The sequence below is a fragment of the Chryseobacterium sp. OV279 genome (assembly GCF_900128945.1).
In the GTDB taxonomy this organism is placed as follows: domain Bacteria; phylum Bacteroidota; class Bacteroidia; order Flavobacteriales; family Weeksellaceae; genus Chryseobacterium.
The window spans coordinates 18,634-33,604 of sequence record NZ_FQUD01000005.1; the positions used below are offsets into that span (position 1 = coordinate 18,634).

Annotated in this window: 12 protein-coding genes; 6 read left to right on the forward strand and 6 right to left on the reverse strand. The window is 38.2% G+C overall.

Features of this window, described 5'->3' with window-relative positions:
• Nucleotides 1-110 precede the first annotated feature (110 nt).
• A complete protein-coding gene (locus BUA72_RS21420; RefSeq protein WP_072925113.1) occupies nucleotides 111-2,252 on the forward strand; it encodes a S9 family peptidase in 2,142 nt (713 codons plus the stop codon).
• A gap of 270 nt (nucleotides 2,253-2,522) precedes the next feature.
• On the opposite strand, the gene BUA72_RS21425 is transcribed toward BUA72_RS21420, so the two are convergent.
• Nucleotides 2,523-3,329, reverse strand: a complete 807-nt coding sequence (locus tag BUA72_RS21425) for a TraB/GumN family protein (RefSeq protein ID WP_228407934.1) — start codon at nucleotides 3,327-3,329, stop codon at nucleotides 2,523-2,525.
• 107 nt (nucleotides 3,330-3,436) lie between these two features.
• Here BUA72_RS21425 and BUA72_RS21430 point away from each other — a divergent pair, with 107 nt between their 5' ends.
• Together BUA72_RS21430 and BUA72_RS21435 are read left to right on the forward strand one after the other, a co-directional pair.
• Nucleotides 3,437-4,462, forward strand: coding sequence for an LLM class flavin-dependent oxidoreductase (locus tag BUA72_RS21430; protein ID WP_072925116.1), 1,026 nt, complete (start codon nucleotides 3,437-3,439; stop codon nucleotides 4,460-4,462).
• Between the two features lie 115 nt (nucleotides 4,463-4,577).
• On the forward strand, nucleotides 4,578-5,399 hold the full coding sequence (locus BUA72_RS21435; RefSeq protein WP_072925117.1) for a hypothetical protein: 822 nt from the start codon (nucleotides 4,578-4,580) through the stop codon (nucleotides 5,397-5,399).
• Nucleotides 5,400-5,527: 128 nt separating this feature from the next.
• On the opposite strand, the gene BUA72_RS21440 is transcribed toward BUA72_RS21435, so the two are convergent.
• The 3 genes from BUA72_RS21440 to BUA72_RS24545 form a co-directional block, all read right to left on the reverse strand.
• Nucleotides 5,528-8,563: an SbcC/MukB-like Walker B domain-containing protein gene (locus tag BUA72_RS21440; protein ID WP_072925119.1), complete on the reverse strand. Its 3,036-nt coding sequence runs from the start codon at nucleotides 8,561-8,563 to the stop codon at nucleotides 5,528-5,530.
• A gap of 3 nt (nucleotides 8,564-8,566) precedes the next feature.
• Nucleotides 8,567-9,772, reverse strand: coding sequence for a metallophosphoesterase family protein (locus tag BUA72_RS21445; protein WP_072925120.1), 1,206 nt, complete (start codon nucleotides 9,770-9,772; stop codon nucleotides 8,567-8,569).
• A gap of 178 nt (nucleotides 9,773-9,950) precedes the next feature.
• Entirely contained in the window at nucleotides 9,951-10,103 is a 153-nt protein-coding gene (locus tag BUA72_RS24545; RefSeq protein WP_175548922.1) for a hypothetical protein, read from the reverse strand.
• 120 nt (nucleotides 10,104-10,223) lie between these two features.
• On the opposite strand from BUA72_RS24545, the gene BUA72_RS21455 reads away from it, so the two are divergent.
• The gene (locus BUA72_RS21455) at nucleotides 10,224-10,475 is read left to right on the forward strand and encodes a VF530 family protein (RefSeq protein ID WP_047454641.1); all 252 of its coding nucleotides are present in this window, start codon (nucleotides 10,224-10,226) and stop codon (nucleotides 10,473-10,475) included.
• 115 nt (nucleotides 10,476-10,590) lie between these two features.
• Entirely contained in the window at nucleotides 10,591-11,091 is a 501-nt protein-coding gene (locus BUA72_RS21460) for an FKBP-type peptidyl-prolyl cis-trans isomerase (protein WP_072925123.1), read from the forward strand.
• Nucleotides 11,092-11,133: 42 nt separating this feature from the next.
• On the opposite strand, the gene BUA72_RS21465 is transcribed toward BUA72_RS21460, so the two are convergent.
• Both BUA72_RS21465 and BUA72_RS21470 read right to left on the reverse strand, forming a co-directional pair.
• Nucleotides 11,134-11,511, reverse strand: coding sequence for a YchJ family protein (locus tag BUA72_RS21465; protein ID WP_072925414.1), 378 nt, complete (start codon nucleotides 11,509-11,511; stop codon nucleotides 11,134-11,136).
• A gap of 431 nt (nucleotides 11,512-11,942) precedes the next feature.
• On the reverse strand, nucleotides 11,943-14,084 hold the full coding sequence (locus BUA72_RS21470; protein WP_072925125.1) for a M3 family metallopeptidase: 2,142 nt from the start codon (nucleotides 14,082-14,084) through the stop codon (nucleotides 11,943-11,945).
• A 59-nt stretch (nucleotides 14,085-14,143) separates the two neighbouring features.
• Here BUA72_RS21470 and BUA72_RS21475 point away from each other — a divergent pair, with 59 nt between their 5' ends.
• A complete protein-coding gene (locus BUA72_RS21475; RefSeq protein ID WP_072925126.1) occupies nucleotides 14,144-14,971 on the forward strand; it encodes a head GIN domain-containing protein in 828 nt (275 codons plus the stop codon).

Here is a 14,971-nt window from a genome sequence, read left to right on the forward strand (position 1 = left end):
TAAGAATTTATTTTTATCGGTACATTAATCCTGTTTTATGAATGTTTTAATTTAACATTTATTAACGGATGACTTTTATTTCTTATTTTTGAGGGATTCAATTTTATACAATGAAATTACATAAATTTTCTTTATTGATGCTGGTTTTGGGTAGTTCTGCATTTGCTCAGACCCAAAAATTCACCATGGCGGAGGCAGTAAACGGATTGAGAACGAATCTTGCCGTGAAAAATATCTCTCAGTTTTCATGGGCTGCGGATGGTAAATCTTACATTCAGGCTGTGAAAGGCAGTTATCTGATCACCGATCTTAAGACGAATAAGCAGGATACTTTAGTGTCTCTGACGCAATTGAACAAATCGTTTTCTGATGCTAAACTAAAAGCGGTTCCGCAGATCAAATTTACAAACGGTTCAAACGGTTATTTCAGTGCCAACGACAAAATGTTCTGGATCGAAAAATCCGGAAACGACTGGAAAGTGAAATCAGCTGCTGCGGTGGAAGGAAATGCTTCTAACGTGAAAATGTTCGGAGATAATCAGACTTTTGCTTTTACAGTAAAGAATAATTTATTTGTCAACAAAAACGGTAAAACACTTGCTGTAACCAATGATTCTGATGAAAATATCATCAACGGAGGAGCAACAGTTCACAGAAATGAATTCGGAATCGATACAGGAATCTTCCCGGCTCCCAATTCTGAAGCGGTAGCATTCTACAGAATGGATCAGACAATGGTGGCAGATTATCCGATCATCGATTGGTCTGTAACGCCGGCTGTGAATCACAACATTAAATATCCGATGGCAGGGCAGAAGTCTCATGAAGTCACTTTGGGTATTTATAATATTAAAAACCAATCCACCACTTTCCTTAAAATAGAAGGCGAAAAAGATCAGTATTTGACAGCAGTTACCTGGAGTCCGGATTCAAAATACATCTTTGTAGGCGTTCTGAACCGTGGACAGAATCATGTGAAAATGAATCAGTACGATGCAGCTACAGGAAATCTGATCAAAACTTTATTTGAAGAAAGCAGCGACAAATATGTTGAGCCTCAGCATCCGCTTACGTTCTTCCCGAATTCGAATACAGACTTCATCTGGCAGAGTCAGAGAACCGGATACAATCACCTGTTCCACTACAGCCTTGAGAAAGGGTTGGTTTCCCAGATTACAAAAGGAGATTGGCTGGTTACTGATATCTTAGGTTTTAACGAAAAGAAAAAGGAGATCTATTTCACTTCTACGAAGGAAACTCCTACGGAAAAACATTTATATAAGATCAACTGGACGAACTTCAAAATGCAGCGTCTGGATGATGCGGCCGGTGTACACACAGGAGTTTTAAGCAGCGACGGAAATTATCTGTACGATACTTACAGTAATGCTGGTACGCCAAGATCTATAAATATCATCAATACCAGTACGGCAAAATCTACGAATATCCTGACGGCAGAAAATACATTGAAAAATTATCAGAGACCTGAAATTAAAAATGTAGAATTGAAAGCTGATGACGGAACTCCGCTTTACGGAAAGATCATTCTTCCGACCGATTTTGACGCAAGCAAAAAATATCCGGTAATTGTGTATCTGTACAACGGACCACACCTTCAGCTGGTAACGAATACGTTCCCGGCATCAGGAAACCTTTGGTACGAATATATGGCTCAAAACGGATACATTATTTTCACGATGGACGGAAGAGGTTCTGCCAACCGTGGAATGAAGTTTGAGCAGGCTGTTTTCAGAAACCTGGGAACCACAGAAATGAATGACCAGATGAAAGGAGTAGACTACTTAAAATCTCTTCCTTATGTCGATGCTCAGAAAATGGGAATCCATGGATGGAGCTTTGGTGGATTTATGACGACAAGTTTCATGCTTCGTAAGCCGGATGTATTTAAAGTAGGTGTTGCCGGAGGACCGGTAATCGACTGGAAAATGTACGAAATCATGTACGGAGAAAGATATATGGATACGCCACAGGAAAATCCTCAGGGATATGCAGCAGCGAATCTTCTGGATAAAGTTCAGAACCTGAAAGGGAAATTACTGATGATTCACGGAGCTCAGGATGATGTGGTGGTATGGCAGCATTCCATTAAATTTATCAAATCTGCAGTAGACAATGGAGTTCAGCTGGATTACTTTGCTTATCCGGGACATCCGCATAATGTGATCGGGAAAGACAGGGTTCACCTGATGCAGAAAGTGACGGACTACTTTGATCAGTACCTGAAGAAATAATAGAAAAATCCAGCCGAAAGGCTGGATTTTTTGTTTTTAGTATTTAGAATGTATTTTTAATTTCTTGGAGATTTATTTTTTTAAACATTAAGAAATTAAGCTTTTAAAAGGTTTGATGCTTAAAGAACTTAAAAAAATCAATTTATTGATTTCTTCATTCAACAGTGAGCGTATTGCTTAAATCCTTAATGTTTAAATTATAAAATAAGCTAAAGGTTATTAAGATTAAAATAAATTTTAAACAGACTCTAATTACAATCCGAATTCAGGTTAATCATAAAATTCCTTTGTCACATACTTGCCGTCATTGATTCTTTTCAGTTCTTTTAATATATAATACCGGTGCAGGAAACCTGTAAGCACAACAATCTTTTTACCGGGATGGGCTTCCGCAACTTTGTAAATGTTTTTAGCCATAGTCTGGTTTCGGAGGTCCCAGAATCCGGACATTAATTTAAAACCGTCTCTGTAGCTGATCTTTTCACCGTTTGGCTTTACCACAAATCTTTTCGCAAATTCAGGTCTTGCTTCAATGATCTTTAAAAGCTCGGAATACTGGGCATTCTGTCTCTTTCCTGAGAGCTGGTCGGTCGTGGCATTATTAAAATTCTCCGGAGCTAATTCTGCAATCTTCATCAGGTCTTTCGTGAGATTGTTGAAATTTTCATAGATCTTCACTTCCGAAGGAGCCAGTTGTTTTGCTTTATACAAACTGTCAATCAGTTTTACCGATAAATTATCCGTAGGAACCATTCCTCTGTCTTTTCTGTATTGATTTCTGCCTTCAAAATCAAAAGCGAACCTTAATGTTTTCGGATATTTTTTCAGATAGGCATTGCTTGCTTTGATCTCGTTTTCTGTAATCTTAATGCCGTTTTCATAGTCTTTCATTCCCTGGCTGTCTACTTCATGAAGGATGATATCCGGTTTTACTTTATCGAGTATTTCGAAGAGTATTTTAGGATGATAATTGGGCACACTGTCATGGATGTTGCCGATGACGTAAATTTCGGTTTTGCTTTGTGAAAAACAGAAGCCGGTCAGGAGAAGTAAGAACGCTGTTAGGGTATGTTTCATTTTTATCATTATAGAAAGTGCCAAATATAGGTAAAATCCGTTCTTAACAAACATCAATGTTTTTGAGCTTTTTCATCCGTAATTTTGTGTATCTAAAATCTAAAAATATGGAATTAGGAATAGGAATGTTTGGTGACCTGGCTTTTGATCAGGCTACCGGAAAATATAGAGATGCAGGTGTGAAGATCCGTGAAATACTGGATCAGGTAAAATTAATGGATGAGGTGGGCATTGATGTTTTTGCGATGGGAGAGCATCACCGTCCGGATTATGCAGTTTCGTCACCGGAAATGGTATTGGCTGCCGCAGCGAGTATCACCAAAAATATAAAACTGGCAAGTGGAGTTACCGTGTTAAGTTCTTCGGAGCCCGTGAAAGTATATGAGGATTTTTCAACCTTAGATCTGATCTCAGACGGAAGAGCTGAAATATTTGTCGGAAGAGGAAGCTTTATCGAGTCGTTTCCTTTATATGGCTATTCACTGAATGATTATGAAGAACTTTTTGATGAAAAATTAGAATTGCTTTTAAAGATCAACTCAGAAGAAAATGTGACGTGGTCAGGGAAACTTCGTGCACCGATGCAGAACCAAACGGTTTATCCAAGAGCCAAAAATGACGGAAAATTGTCGATCTGGAGAGCAGTTGGAGGAACTCCGCAATCAGTTTTAAGTGCAGCAAAATTAGGAATGCCTTTGGTGGTAGCCATCATCGGGGGAATGCCGGTACAGTTTAAAAATCTGGTAGAATTTTACAAGCAGGAATATCAGAAAGCGGGACATGACGTATCCAAAATGCAGATTGCAATTCATTCCCATACGTTTGTAAGTAATGATCAGGCTGTAGTGGACGGATATTTCAATAACTATAAATCTCAGATGGACAGAATCGGGGCCACCAGAGGCTGGGCTCCTTACACGAAAATGCAGTATGATGGCGGAAGAGCAAGAGAAGGCGCTCTGTTCATTGGAAGTCCTGCAGAAGTAGCGGATAAAATCAACTACATGAAAGAGATTTTTGGCATCACCAGATTCATCGGACATATGGACATCGGTGATCCTGCTCATGATATTATGATGAAATCGATCGAACTGTTTGGGGATGAGGTAAAACCTGTAATTAAAGATTTGTAAATATTAGTTCAAAGTAGAAATTCTTTAGAATTAGTTATGTTTCAGTTAAAAATTTAGCTGAAAAGTTTGAAAATGTATTAATTAACAGTATTTTTGGTTAAACCTAACCCATACGATGAAAAATATTCTGGTTATCTTATTTTCTTTTGCCTGTACACTTATTGCTGCTCAAAACGCAGAAAGTATCTCGAAAGAGATCAAAGAAGAAGGTGTGGCACTTTATCAAAGTGAAATGGCAAGTTGGTACGGTACCGATGTTTTTAAGGAAGGTTATGATAAAATGGACAATGTTGGTGGCTATTTCTCTTACGTAGATAAGACAGTTCCCAAATGCATTTTCTTTTCTAAAAATAATAAAGTGATTGCAACGATATCTTTTCCAGCTAATTTTAATCCGAAAGATGCTAAAAAAGATTTCAGCGAAAGAGAATTTACAGCTACAGAATACGATTATTTTAGTATTAGACAGAGGGCACTGACAAGAGTTCAAAACGATACTATTTTTAAAAATTATAAAAATGCAAGTCTTAATTTGATTCCTGTCATTAAAAATAATACTAAGAAAGTATATGTAATAACGGGTCCGTCTATTTCGAATATTGTCATATTCGGGAATGATTATCTGATCACTTTTAATGATAAAAATGATATTCAGAAGGTAGAAAAGCTGCACCAGGGAATGATTGTTCAAAAGATTAAAGATGATGATGGTGGTGAATCAAGCGGTGGAGCCCACTCTCATATTTTGGAGAACTGGCAGGCAATAACACCAACCGATATCTGTACGCTCATGCTTTATCAAAGATTTACCAACTGGGAAAACTACACTGTCGTTTCAAAAAAATACATAAGTCTCTGGGATAGTAAATCAAATAATGTATCTGTGATGACCTCTGAAGATTATGATAAAATGAATAAAGAAGAGGAAAAAAAATAGGTAGAGTATGGTACGGAAACCTTTATACTGGGAAATTAAATAGGTATAGTTTTACAGCAAAATAAATAAACCGCAGACAACTGCGGTTTATTTTTGTAATTTATTTTTAACGATAACATTATCTATCTTTACACAATCTCAATCAAGCTTCCTCTCTCCTCATCCTTCACAATATTCAGGGCCGTCGGAATCTTTTCTTTAAGCTCTTCCACATGAGAAATAATCCCTACAATTCTGTTTTCTTTCATCAGATTCGTGAGGGTTTCAAAAACGATATTGACTGACTCCGTATCTTGGGTTCCAAAGCCTTCATCTATAAAAAAGAAATTCTTGTCAGCCTTCGCATGAGACTGAACACTTTCCGCCAAAGCAAGAGCCAGACTCAGTGAAACCTGAAACGCCTGTCCGCCGGAAAGGGTTTTTACACTTCTGCTTCTGCCTTCATTCAGATAATCGATGATCTCAAAATCATTGCTTTCATTCAGTTGAAGACTCAGCTGATTTCTTGTCATCCTGTGGAAACGGACATTCGCGTGATCACACAACTGTCTCAGATAAATAGAGGAAACGTACTGTACAAAACCAGCGCCTTTGAACAGGTTCATCATCAGTTTTAAATTCTCAGAACGCTTTTGAAGACCCGCGAGATTCTTCAGCAGATCTTCTTTCTTCCGGAATTCTTTTTCCAGTCTTTCAATTTCCGACTTGATTTTGACAACAGCATCATTCATCTGTTTCAGATCAGTCTGAGCGTCAGAGAACTGTTTTTCAGCCAGAGAAAACTGCTCATCATCGAAGGAAAGACCTTGCAGCTTTAACTCAAGACCTTCAATAACCTTCTTTAAAGTTTCATAATCAATTTTAAATTTTTGAATCTCAGCTCTGGCTTCCTGTACATTGATCTCCTGACGTAAAATATGTTCGGCTTCTTTAAAATCCGCAAAATTCTGTTCAATGAGTGCTAAAGTGATGGCTTCTTTATTTTCAGATATTTCTTTTTCAAGCTCCGTCAACTGTTTTTCAGATTGACTCACGATCGTTTTTTGTTCTGCCAGTTTAGGAGCAAGTATTTTTTCTTGTTGTGATGCTTTCTGGTAATTCTGTTCCGTTTCCGTATTCAACTGTGATAGCTTGTGGTAAGCATCTTCAACCTCTTGTACGGTTTTTTGTTCATAGCTGTTCCAGTCCAGCATTTTCAGATTGGAAAGGCTGATATTGATCTGTTCCTGTTTCGCAGCTTCTTCCAGTCTGAAAGTTTCCAGAGCGCTTCTGTATTTATCTAAGGTCTTAGTTTCTCTTTCCAGCGTTTCTCTTTCCAAAGCAACTTGCTGGTTATTTTCCTCCATCTTCTTTTCGATGGCAAAAGAATCTAATCGTTTTTTTTCAAATTCATCTTCATGATCCGGACTGAATGATTGCCAGACGAAATGCTGAAGATGATTCTCAATGTCTTGCTGAATCTTAGTCAATGATTTCTGCTCATTAGCCAATTGCTCATCAAATATTTTTCTTCGGGCTACTATTTTTTCAATTTCAGTTTCCTGTGTCTGATTCTGTAAGATCTCCTGTTCTGCAGCATGAATATTCTCCTGGATTTCCTGCAGTTCAGCATTTACATCCTGAATTTCCACAATATGTGGATGTTCCGAAGCGCCACAAAGCGGGCAGGCTTCACCATCATGAAGTTCACTGGCAAAACGGGACAGCTCCTTTTGGATTTTTAAGTGATCCTGTTTTTGTGAAAGTTCCTTTTTCTTTTTTTCCAGAATTTCCTTTTTACTTCTGAAGTCTTCCTTAAAATTTTCATGGTAAGAAAAATGCTTCAGTTCCTCAGAAATATCGGTGATCTGTTTTTGTTGGTTTTCTATTTTGCTGATCTGCTCCTGCTGTGATTTTTTGAAGTTTTTCTGCTGAATAAACCAGTTTCCAACTGCCGAAAGGACAGCCGAATCCAGTTTCTGTGCCTTCAGAATATCTGCATCTTTGGAAAGGGTGTCAATCTTTTTCTGAATACTATTCCTGTTTTCTTCTACTTCTTTTACTTTTTCGGATCCTTTTTGGGTTCTGTCTTTAAGTGCTTTGATTTCATTTGAAAAGGTCAGTATTTTTACGATCAGATTCAGGTCGTTTTCCTGAGCTCTAGACTGTTCCAGTGCTTTAAACTGCGGTTCCAGCACACTGAGTTGTTCCGTAATTGCTTTAAAATCCTTTTCAGTTTCCTGAAAAGTTTTTATCTGGTGCTCCTTTTCAATCTGTTTGGCTTCAATTTCTTTGGAAAGTTTATTTTTCTCAGCAATTAAAGGATTGAATACCCGAAATACTTTGTCGTAAAGCTCTGTCTGCAGCTCCAAAACATCAATTCGGGGTTTATCTTCAGATAGTTTAACAAAGTTCTCTCTATTTTGTTTTAAACCTTCGAAATCTGTCTTTAAATTTTTCAGCTGCTGATAAGTCGTTGAAATCTTCTCAAACTTTTGATTGGATTCTTCGAACTTCTTCTGTTCCTCCACCAGATATTCTTTCTGAAGCTGAATATTTTCTTCATTGATTTCTTCAAAACCTTTTAACTGACCTTCCAGCTGATCCAGTTCAGACCTGTTTTTCCCGTACAGAGCAGAAGCATTATTCTGAAGATCATAACGCTGAAGATTAAAAATATCCTTCATCATATTGGTTCGCTCAGCAGCGCCCAATTCCAGAAATTCTTTGAACTGGCCCTGCGGAATAATGATGGTCCTTTTGAAATACGAATAACTCAGGCCAATAATGGCTTCCGCGTTGGAATGATCCAGTGGAATCCATTTGTTATCAATATTTTCATAAAATGTAACCGAATAAGGTTTTACATCTTCAAATTTTTTAGAATTTCGTCTGAAATCTCTGGTTGCCCGGAACAGTTTATTCTCATAATTGATAAAATCAAACTTGATATAAGAACTGCTTGACTTTAAATTCATCATATTATATGCCCTTTTATCACGCATATTCAGACGCTCCGTTTCGCCATAAAGAGCAAACGAAATAGCCTCAAGCACTGATGATTTTCCGGAACCTACAGCCCCGAAAATACCAAATAATCCCGCATCGGTAAGGTTTTTAAAATCTATGGTCTGGCGCTCCTGATAGGAATATAAACCTTCGATCGTTAATTGAACAGGTATCATCGCTTAGGCATTTAAAATTTCGTTAAACAAATTCATCAGTTCTTCATTGGCTTCCTGGCCGCCATTTTTGGATTTAAAATAATCTCTGAACAAAGGCTCAATATCCTGATTCAGATTAATTTCTATATTTTCCTGCTCGGTAAGTCCCTTGCTTTTAACTTTCGGGATCAGGTGAACGATGCCGTTGTGGGATTGATAGATTATTCTCCGTTCATCAGCAGTTAAGAAGGTTTCACTTTCCAGGGTAAGTTCAATAAACGTATATGGATTTTCAGTCAGCCACTGAACGGTATCTTCAACGGAAGTAAAGGTCTTTCTTACCAATTTTCTTCCACTTTTAAGAGGCTTTTTTATGAATGATACAGGCTGTCCCGGTTTCGCTTCAATGATGGAAACATACTTGGTCTGTCCCGCTTCACTAAAACTGTAGCAGAGCGGCGAAGATGAATAAACAACCGGTTTTTCCGGAGTTCCGATATTTTGAAAAGCATGGAGATGTCCCAGCGCTGTATATTGAATCTGATCCGGAATACTATCCGAAAAGATGAGATCAGCATTTCCTATTTTGATAGGTTTCTCGCCTTCCGGCTCTTCTAATATTTCAGCTCCTCTTTTGTTCATGTACAGATGCGCTGTCAGAAGATTCACTCCGGAAATATCACAAAACTGATCTGCCAGTTCTTTCCAGGTTTCGGATAGGACCTTATTGATCTCTTCTTCTTTATTCTCGCCGAAATATTCTTTCAGACGGACTTCATTGGCATAAGGTGTATGTAAAATCCGCACCGGGAAATCTGTATTTTCAAGCTCCAGTTCTATAAAACCTTCTTTTGAATTGACAATCTTAAAATGCTCGGTCCCGAAGGGAAGAATTTCCGCTTTAGGATGACCAATTAAAATAATTCCGCATTCCCGCGCCAGAGGATCAGGAGCATTAATCAGGTTGGGAGAATCGTGATTCCCGGAAATAGCAATAACAGGGCGTTTCCCATTGTTAGATAAATGTTTCAGTGTTTTATAAAACAGCTCGGCAGCCTCTACACCAGGCGTGAAATTGTCAAAAAGATCACCGGCAACGAGAATAAGATCAACGCTCTCTTCATCAGCCATACTGATGATTTCTTCCATTGCTGAAATCTGTTCTTCCAGACGGGAGAATCTGTCCAGTCGTTTTCCCAAATGCCAGTCGGCGGTGTGGAGGATTTTCATGAAAATTCTATTATGGTTTTAAAGTAAAAGGTAATGTAATTTTAAAGATAAGGTTTACGTTGTAACCGGCAACAAATTACATTTGGGAAAAAATAATCCTGTTTGTCACAAAAGACAATGGGGGTAGCTTCCAGCCGAATGGGTTTCAAACCTGGTAAGATTTAAATAGTAATGATTATTAAAGCGTATTATCGGCCTCTCTTGCTTTAAAATCTTCCCGGATTTGTTTTAAACGTGCTTTTCTTTCAACTTCAGCATTTTGTATTTTACGTTTTTTCTGATCAATTTTCTTTTTATGTTTTTGCCGGTTTGCTTCGTTATTTTTGCTCATATTTATTTTTCGGAATGAATCGTTTTCAGGTAAAAATACACGCATCAAAAATACTAAAGATTGGGAGTTTAAACAATTTTAGTCGCTAAGTCAGATAAAATATTTTAATTTTACTGCGTTATGGAAGAAAAATCAAAAGATCCTCTGCACGGAAAAAGACTCGATGCCATTCTTGAAGAACTGGTAGAATACTATGAAGGATTCGAGAAACTGGGCGAACAGATCAATATCAAGTGCTTTACAGATAATCCGAGCATCAAGTCTTCTCTGAAATTTTTAAGAAAAACAGATTGGGCAAGAGCAAAAGTAGAAAGTCTGTACCTCTTTGTACTGAGACAGAAAAAACGAAGCGAAACAAAAAACGGAAAGTAAAAAAAGAGGCTGTTTTGAGATTTTTGTTTTAACAGTTTTTAAATAGGCAATCATTTCAAAAATAGTATATTTGTGCCGTTAATCGTGAAAAACATCGCGAAAAAAAAGATAAAATATGACAATTGAAACCAACCATGTTGTAGCAGTAAGCTACATACTTCACACGATCGAAGAAGATGGAAGTAAGATTCTTGTAGAAGAAACAACAGCAGAAAACCCACTTACATTTTTATATGGTGTAGGAATGATGATTCCAAAATTTGAACAGAATATCCTTGGCCTTAAAGCAGGTGATAAAGCAGCTTTCGTTATTCAGCCGGAAGAAGCTTACGGAGAACAGGATCCGAACTCTATCACGCAGTTGCCTATCGATATGTTTCAGGAATCAGGAGTACCTCCAATAGGAGCTATCTTACCTTTATCTGATGGTCAGGGAAATAATTTCCAGGCATTTGTAGTAGAAGTTACCCCTGAAGCAGTAATTGCTGACCTTAACCATCCAATGGCTGGGAAAGTTTTAGATTTCCAGGTGGAAATTGTAAATACACGTCCTGCAACAGAAGAAGAATTGACGCACGGTCACGCTCATGGAATTGACGGAACTGACGCCCACTAAACTATAAAAAATGTCCGGATTTTCTCCGGACATTTTTTTTCTCTATTCTAAAAATTCTCCACTCACATAAAACCACCGGTTTTGAATCATTTTGAATTTTGACAATTCGTGATGGAGCTGTTTCTTTCCTTCCTCATCCGTATAAAAAGCTTTAAATTCAACTTTACTGACGGAGGGCTTATCTATAATTTCCAGTTTTGTCCACACATTAATTTCTCCCCATTCCTGCAGATCTTCTGTATTGTGGTATTTCCTTTTTGGAGGAAACGTGGTTTCCATCAGGTATTTTCCATTCGGAATCGCAAATGCAGAAAAACGGGAACGCATCAGAGCTTCCGCAGTAGGTGCATGCTTTTCTCCGGTGTGGTACGGCTTGCAGCATTCTTCATAAGATTTTCCTGAACAGCAGGGACAATTCATGTTATACATTTTAAAGCACAAATTTACGTGATTTTTTATTTCATTAAAACGATTACTTTTTACTTGTTTCACGCAGATTTTGCAGATCATACAGATTTAAAATAATACAAAAAATTATAACGCAAACATCTGTATGATCCGCAAAATTTGCGTGAGAATAATGGTGTTATTAGTGAAAAAATTCGTGTGATTTGTGGTTAAATAAAAAAGCATCCGAAAATGAATGCTTCACAAAGAATGAATATGAAATATCCATTGTTGGATAAGAACGGGCTTTAGCCCGTGGCATAAGGAACCTCTCAAAAAGCTCAAGCCTTTATATTCAATAGGAATGGGTTTTAACCCATTTAACGGAACATTCAATCATTTCCTCGGCTTTAGCCAAAACGTATAAAAAAAGAAGCACCCAATCGGATGCTTCTCTATAAAATTTATTTTATAAAACCTCTGTTTCTCAATAAAGGCTTGATATCCGGATCATGTCCCGTAAAATCTCTGAATGCCTGATTCAGGTCTACAGAATTTCCTACAGAAAGAATATATTTTCTGAAACGGTCACCATTTTCTCTGGTCAGACCGCCATTGCTTTTAATCCATTCCCATGCATCATTGTCAAGGGTTTCAGACCATAAATAAGCATAATATCCTGCTGAGTATCCTCCGCCCCAGATGTGTGCAAAATAAGGCGTGTGATATCTTGGAGGTACGGTAGCCAGAGTAAATCCGTGGCTTGCCAATGACTGTTTTTCAAAATCAAGAACAGGAATGAGCTGGCTTTCATTTGTAACGGTATGCCAATCCATATCCAGAGCTGCTGCAGAAACAAGTTCTGTCGTCATATATCCTTGGTTGAATGTCGCTGCCTTTTTAATTTTCTCAACTAAAGTCTGAGGAATCGGCTGCTTTGTTTCGTAGTGAATCGCATAATTTTTAAGAACCACAGGATCTAAAGCCCAGTGCTCATTGATCTGCGACGGGAATTCCACAAAGTCTCTAGGAACACTTGTCCCGGAAAGTGATGGATATTTCTGGCTGGCAAACATTCCGTGGATAGAGTGTCCAAATTCATGGAACATTGTAGAAACGTCATCATAGCTGATCAGAGAAGGTTTTCCCGGAGCCGGTTTCTGGTAATTATAACAGTTGACGATCACAGGTTTTGTTCCCAAAAGATAAGACTGCTCAACAAAATTACTCATCCATGCGCCGCCATTTTTAGAATCTCTGGTATAGAAATCAAGATAATAGATCGCGATAGATTTTCCATCGTGGTCAAAAACTTCGTAGGTTACTACATCCGGGTGATAAACCGGAAGATCGGTTCTCTTTTTGAAAGTTAGTCCGTAGAACTTTTCAGCGGCATAGAAAACGCCTTTTTCCAAAACAGTAGTCACTTCAAAATAGGGTTTGATCTGATTTTCATCAAGGTCATATTTTGCTTTTCTTACCTGCTCTGCGTAGAAATTCCAGTCCCATGGTTCTACTTTGAAACCACCTTTCTGCTGATCAATAAGATCCTGAATATCTTTAGCCTCACGTCTTGCCGTTTCCACAGCAGGCGTTGCGATCTGGTTCATTAGTTTGGTTGCTGCCTCGGGAGTTTTAGCCATCTGGTCCTGAAGTTTCCATTCAGCGAAGCTTTTCTTTCCAAGGGTCTGAGCTTTTTTAAGTCTTAACTTAGCCAGTTTTTCAATGGTTTCACGGGTATCATTTCCGTCGCCTTTTTCAGCTCTAAGCCATGACGCTTTGAATAATTTTTCTCTTGTAGCTCTGTTTTTCAGATTCTGAAGAAGCGGCTGTTGGGTTGTATTTTGAAGAGCAAGAAGATATTTTCCCGGTTGCCCTGCCGTTTTAGCATCCGTTGCTGCTGCTTCGATTTCGTCTGTAGAAAGTCCGTCGAGTTCTTTGGCATCAGAGAAAAATACACCGCCCTGTTTTCTTGCCTCCAGTAATTTATTGGCGTATTGCGTAGAAAGTGAAGCCAGTTCCTGATTGATCTGCTTTAATTTTTCTTTATCTGCTGCAGAAAGATTCGCTCCTGCAATCTCAAAATTCTGTTTGTAAAACTGTACAAGTCTTTTTCCTTCCGAGTCTAAACCGTCTTCTTTAATAGACTTGATTCTTTTATATAAATTTTCATTCAGGTACATTTTATCGGAATGTGCTGCAAAAACAGGAGCAAATTCTTCATCTAAAGCCTGAAGGGTAGGGTTCGTATTCGCGCTTGTAAGATTGGAAAATACAATAGTGGCTCTTTTTAAAACTTCACCGCTTTTTTCAAGGGCTACAATTGTGTTTTCAAAAGTAGGCGCTTCCGGATTGTTGGCAATTTTCAGGATCTCAGCATCGTGCTGTTTCAGTCCAAAATCGAAAGCAGGTTTGAAATGTTCATTTTTAATTTTATCGAATTCCGGAGCTTCGTACTGAAGCTTGCTTTTCTTCATAAAAGGGTTTGAAGATAAGGATGGATCGGTAACAGGAATCTCCTGTTGAGTATCGGTTTTCTTCATTGTAGTACAAGATTGGTTAAGTGCCAGCGCAGAAATTAACAATACCGATGAAATATTTTTCATAAATTAGTTGTTATTAAAGTATAAAGATATTAAAAACTTAATTTATAAACGCAGTAAACATGAAATCAACAACTCTTTTTATGCTGTCAGCCTTCGCGCTGATGGCCTCATGCAATGAAAATCATAATAAAAGGAACAATGATAATGACAATAATGATAACGGGTGGGTAGACAAAGTAATCGACAAGGACAACGGCCCGGTGAAAGAAAAAACATTCAGCGGAGATTTTGACGAAATAGAAGTTTCCCAGGCGATCGATGCTGAGGTGATCAAATCTGACGTAGAGAAAGTGGTGATTTCCGCACCGGAAAATATCATCAACGAAATTCTTGTGGACAACGATGGCGGAAAGCTTCATATCCACTACAAAAAAGGAATCAGAGTGATGAACAGCCATAATGTAAAGGCTAAGATCTATACAAAAGATTTCTCAAAGCTTACGGCTAATTCTGCAGCAAGCATCAGCATCAAAGATAAATTCACACAGGATAAAATAAGCATTGATATTTCCAGTGCAGCCAGCGTTTCCGGAGATCTGGAAGCCAACGATTTCGATATCTCAGCGGGAAGCAGCAGCAGCTACAGTGGAAAAGTATGGGCGGTGGATCTTGATATTGAAGCATCTTCAGCAGCAAGTCTTGATATTTCTGGGAAAAGCAAAAATGCGGACATCAGTTCATCATCAGGGAGCAGTGTTTCAGCCAAAAATCTTATTGCAGACAATGTAAAAGCAGATGCATCCAGTGGAGCGAGCCTTCAGGTAAGTGCTGTGAACTCAGTGAATGCCGAAGCTTCTTCAGGAGGAAGCGTAGATGTTTCCAAAAAAGGAGAACTTAAAAACGTAACCAAGCAGGAAAGCAGTGGCGGAAGCGTCAGTATTCAATAA

Coding starts and splice junctions, on each gene's coding strand:
- BUA72_RS24545 (WP_175548922.1), bottom strand. CDS start 10,103: ATGAGCAAAAATAACGAAGCAAACCGGCAAAAACATAAAAAGAAAATT.
- BUA72_RS21435 (WP_072925117.1), top strand. CDS start 4,578: ATGAAAAATATTCTGGTTATCTTATTTTCTTTTGCCTGTACACTTATT.
- BUA72_RS21455 (WP_047454641.1), top strand. CDS start 10,224: ATGGAAGAAAAATCAAAAGATCCTCTGCACGGAAAAAGACTCGATGCC.
- BUA72_RS21470 (WP_072925125.1), bottom strand. CDS start 14,084: ATGAAAAATATTTCATCGGTATTGTTAATTTCTGCGCTGGCACTTAAC.
- BUA72_RS21445 (WP_072925120.1), bottom strand. CDS start 9,772: ATGAAAATCCTCCACACCGCCGACTGGCATTTGGGAAAACGACTGGAC.
- BUA72_RS21460 (WP_072925123.1), top strand. CDS start 10,591: ATGACAATTGAAACCAACCATGTTGTAGCAGTAAGCTACATACTTCAC.
- BUA72_RS21475 (WP_072925126.1), top strand. CDS start 14,144: ATGAAATCAACAACTCTTTTTATGCTGTCAGCCTTCGCGCTGATGGCC.
- BUA72_RS21420 (WP_072925113.1), top strand. CDS start 111: ATGAAATTACATAAATTTTCTTTATTGATGCTGGTTTTGGGTAGTTCT.
- BUA72_RS21425 (WP_228407934.1), bottom strand. CDS start 3,329: ATGAAACATACCCTAACAGCGTTCTTACTTCTCCTGACCGGCTTCTGT.
- BUA72_RS21440 (WP_072925119.1), bottom strand. CDS start 8,563: ATGATACCTGTTCAATTAACGATCGAAGGTTTATATTCCTATCAGGAG.
- BUA72_RS21430 (WP_072925116.1), top strand. CDS start 3,437: ATGGAATTAGGAATAGGAATGTTTGGTGACCTGGCTTTTGATCAGGCT.
- BUA72_RS21465 (WP_072925414.1), bottom strand. CDS start 11,511: ATGAATTGTCCCTGCTGTTCAGGAAAATCTTATGAAGAATGCTGCAAG.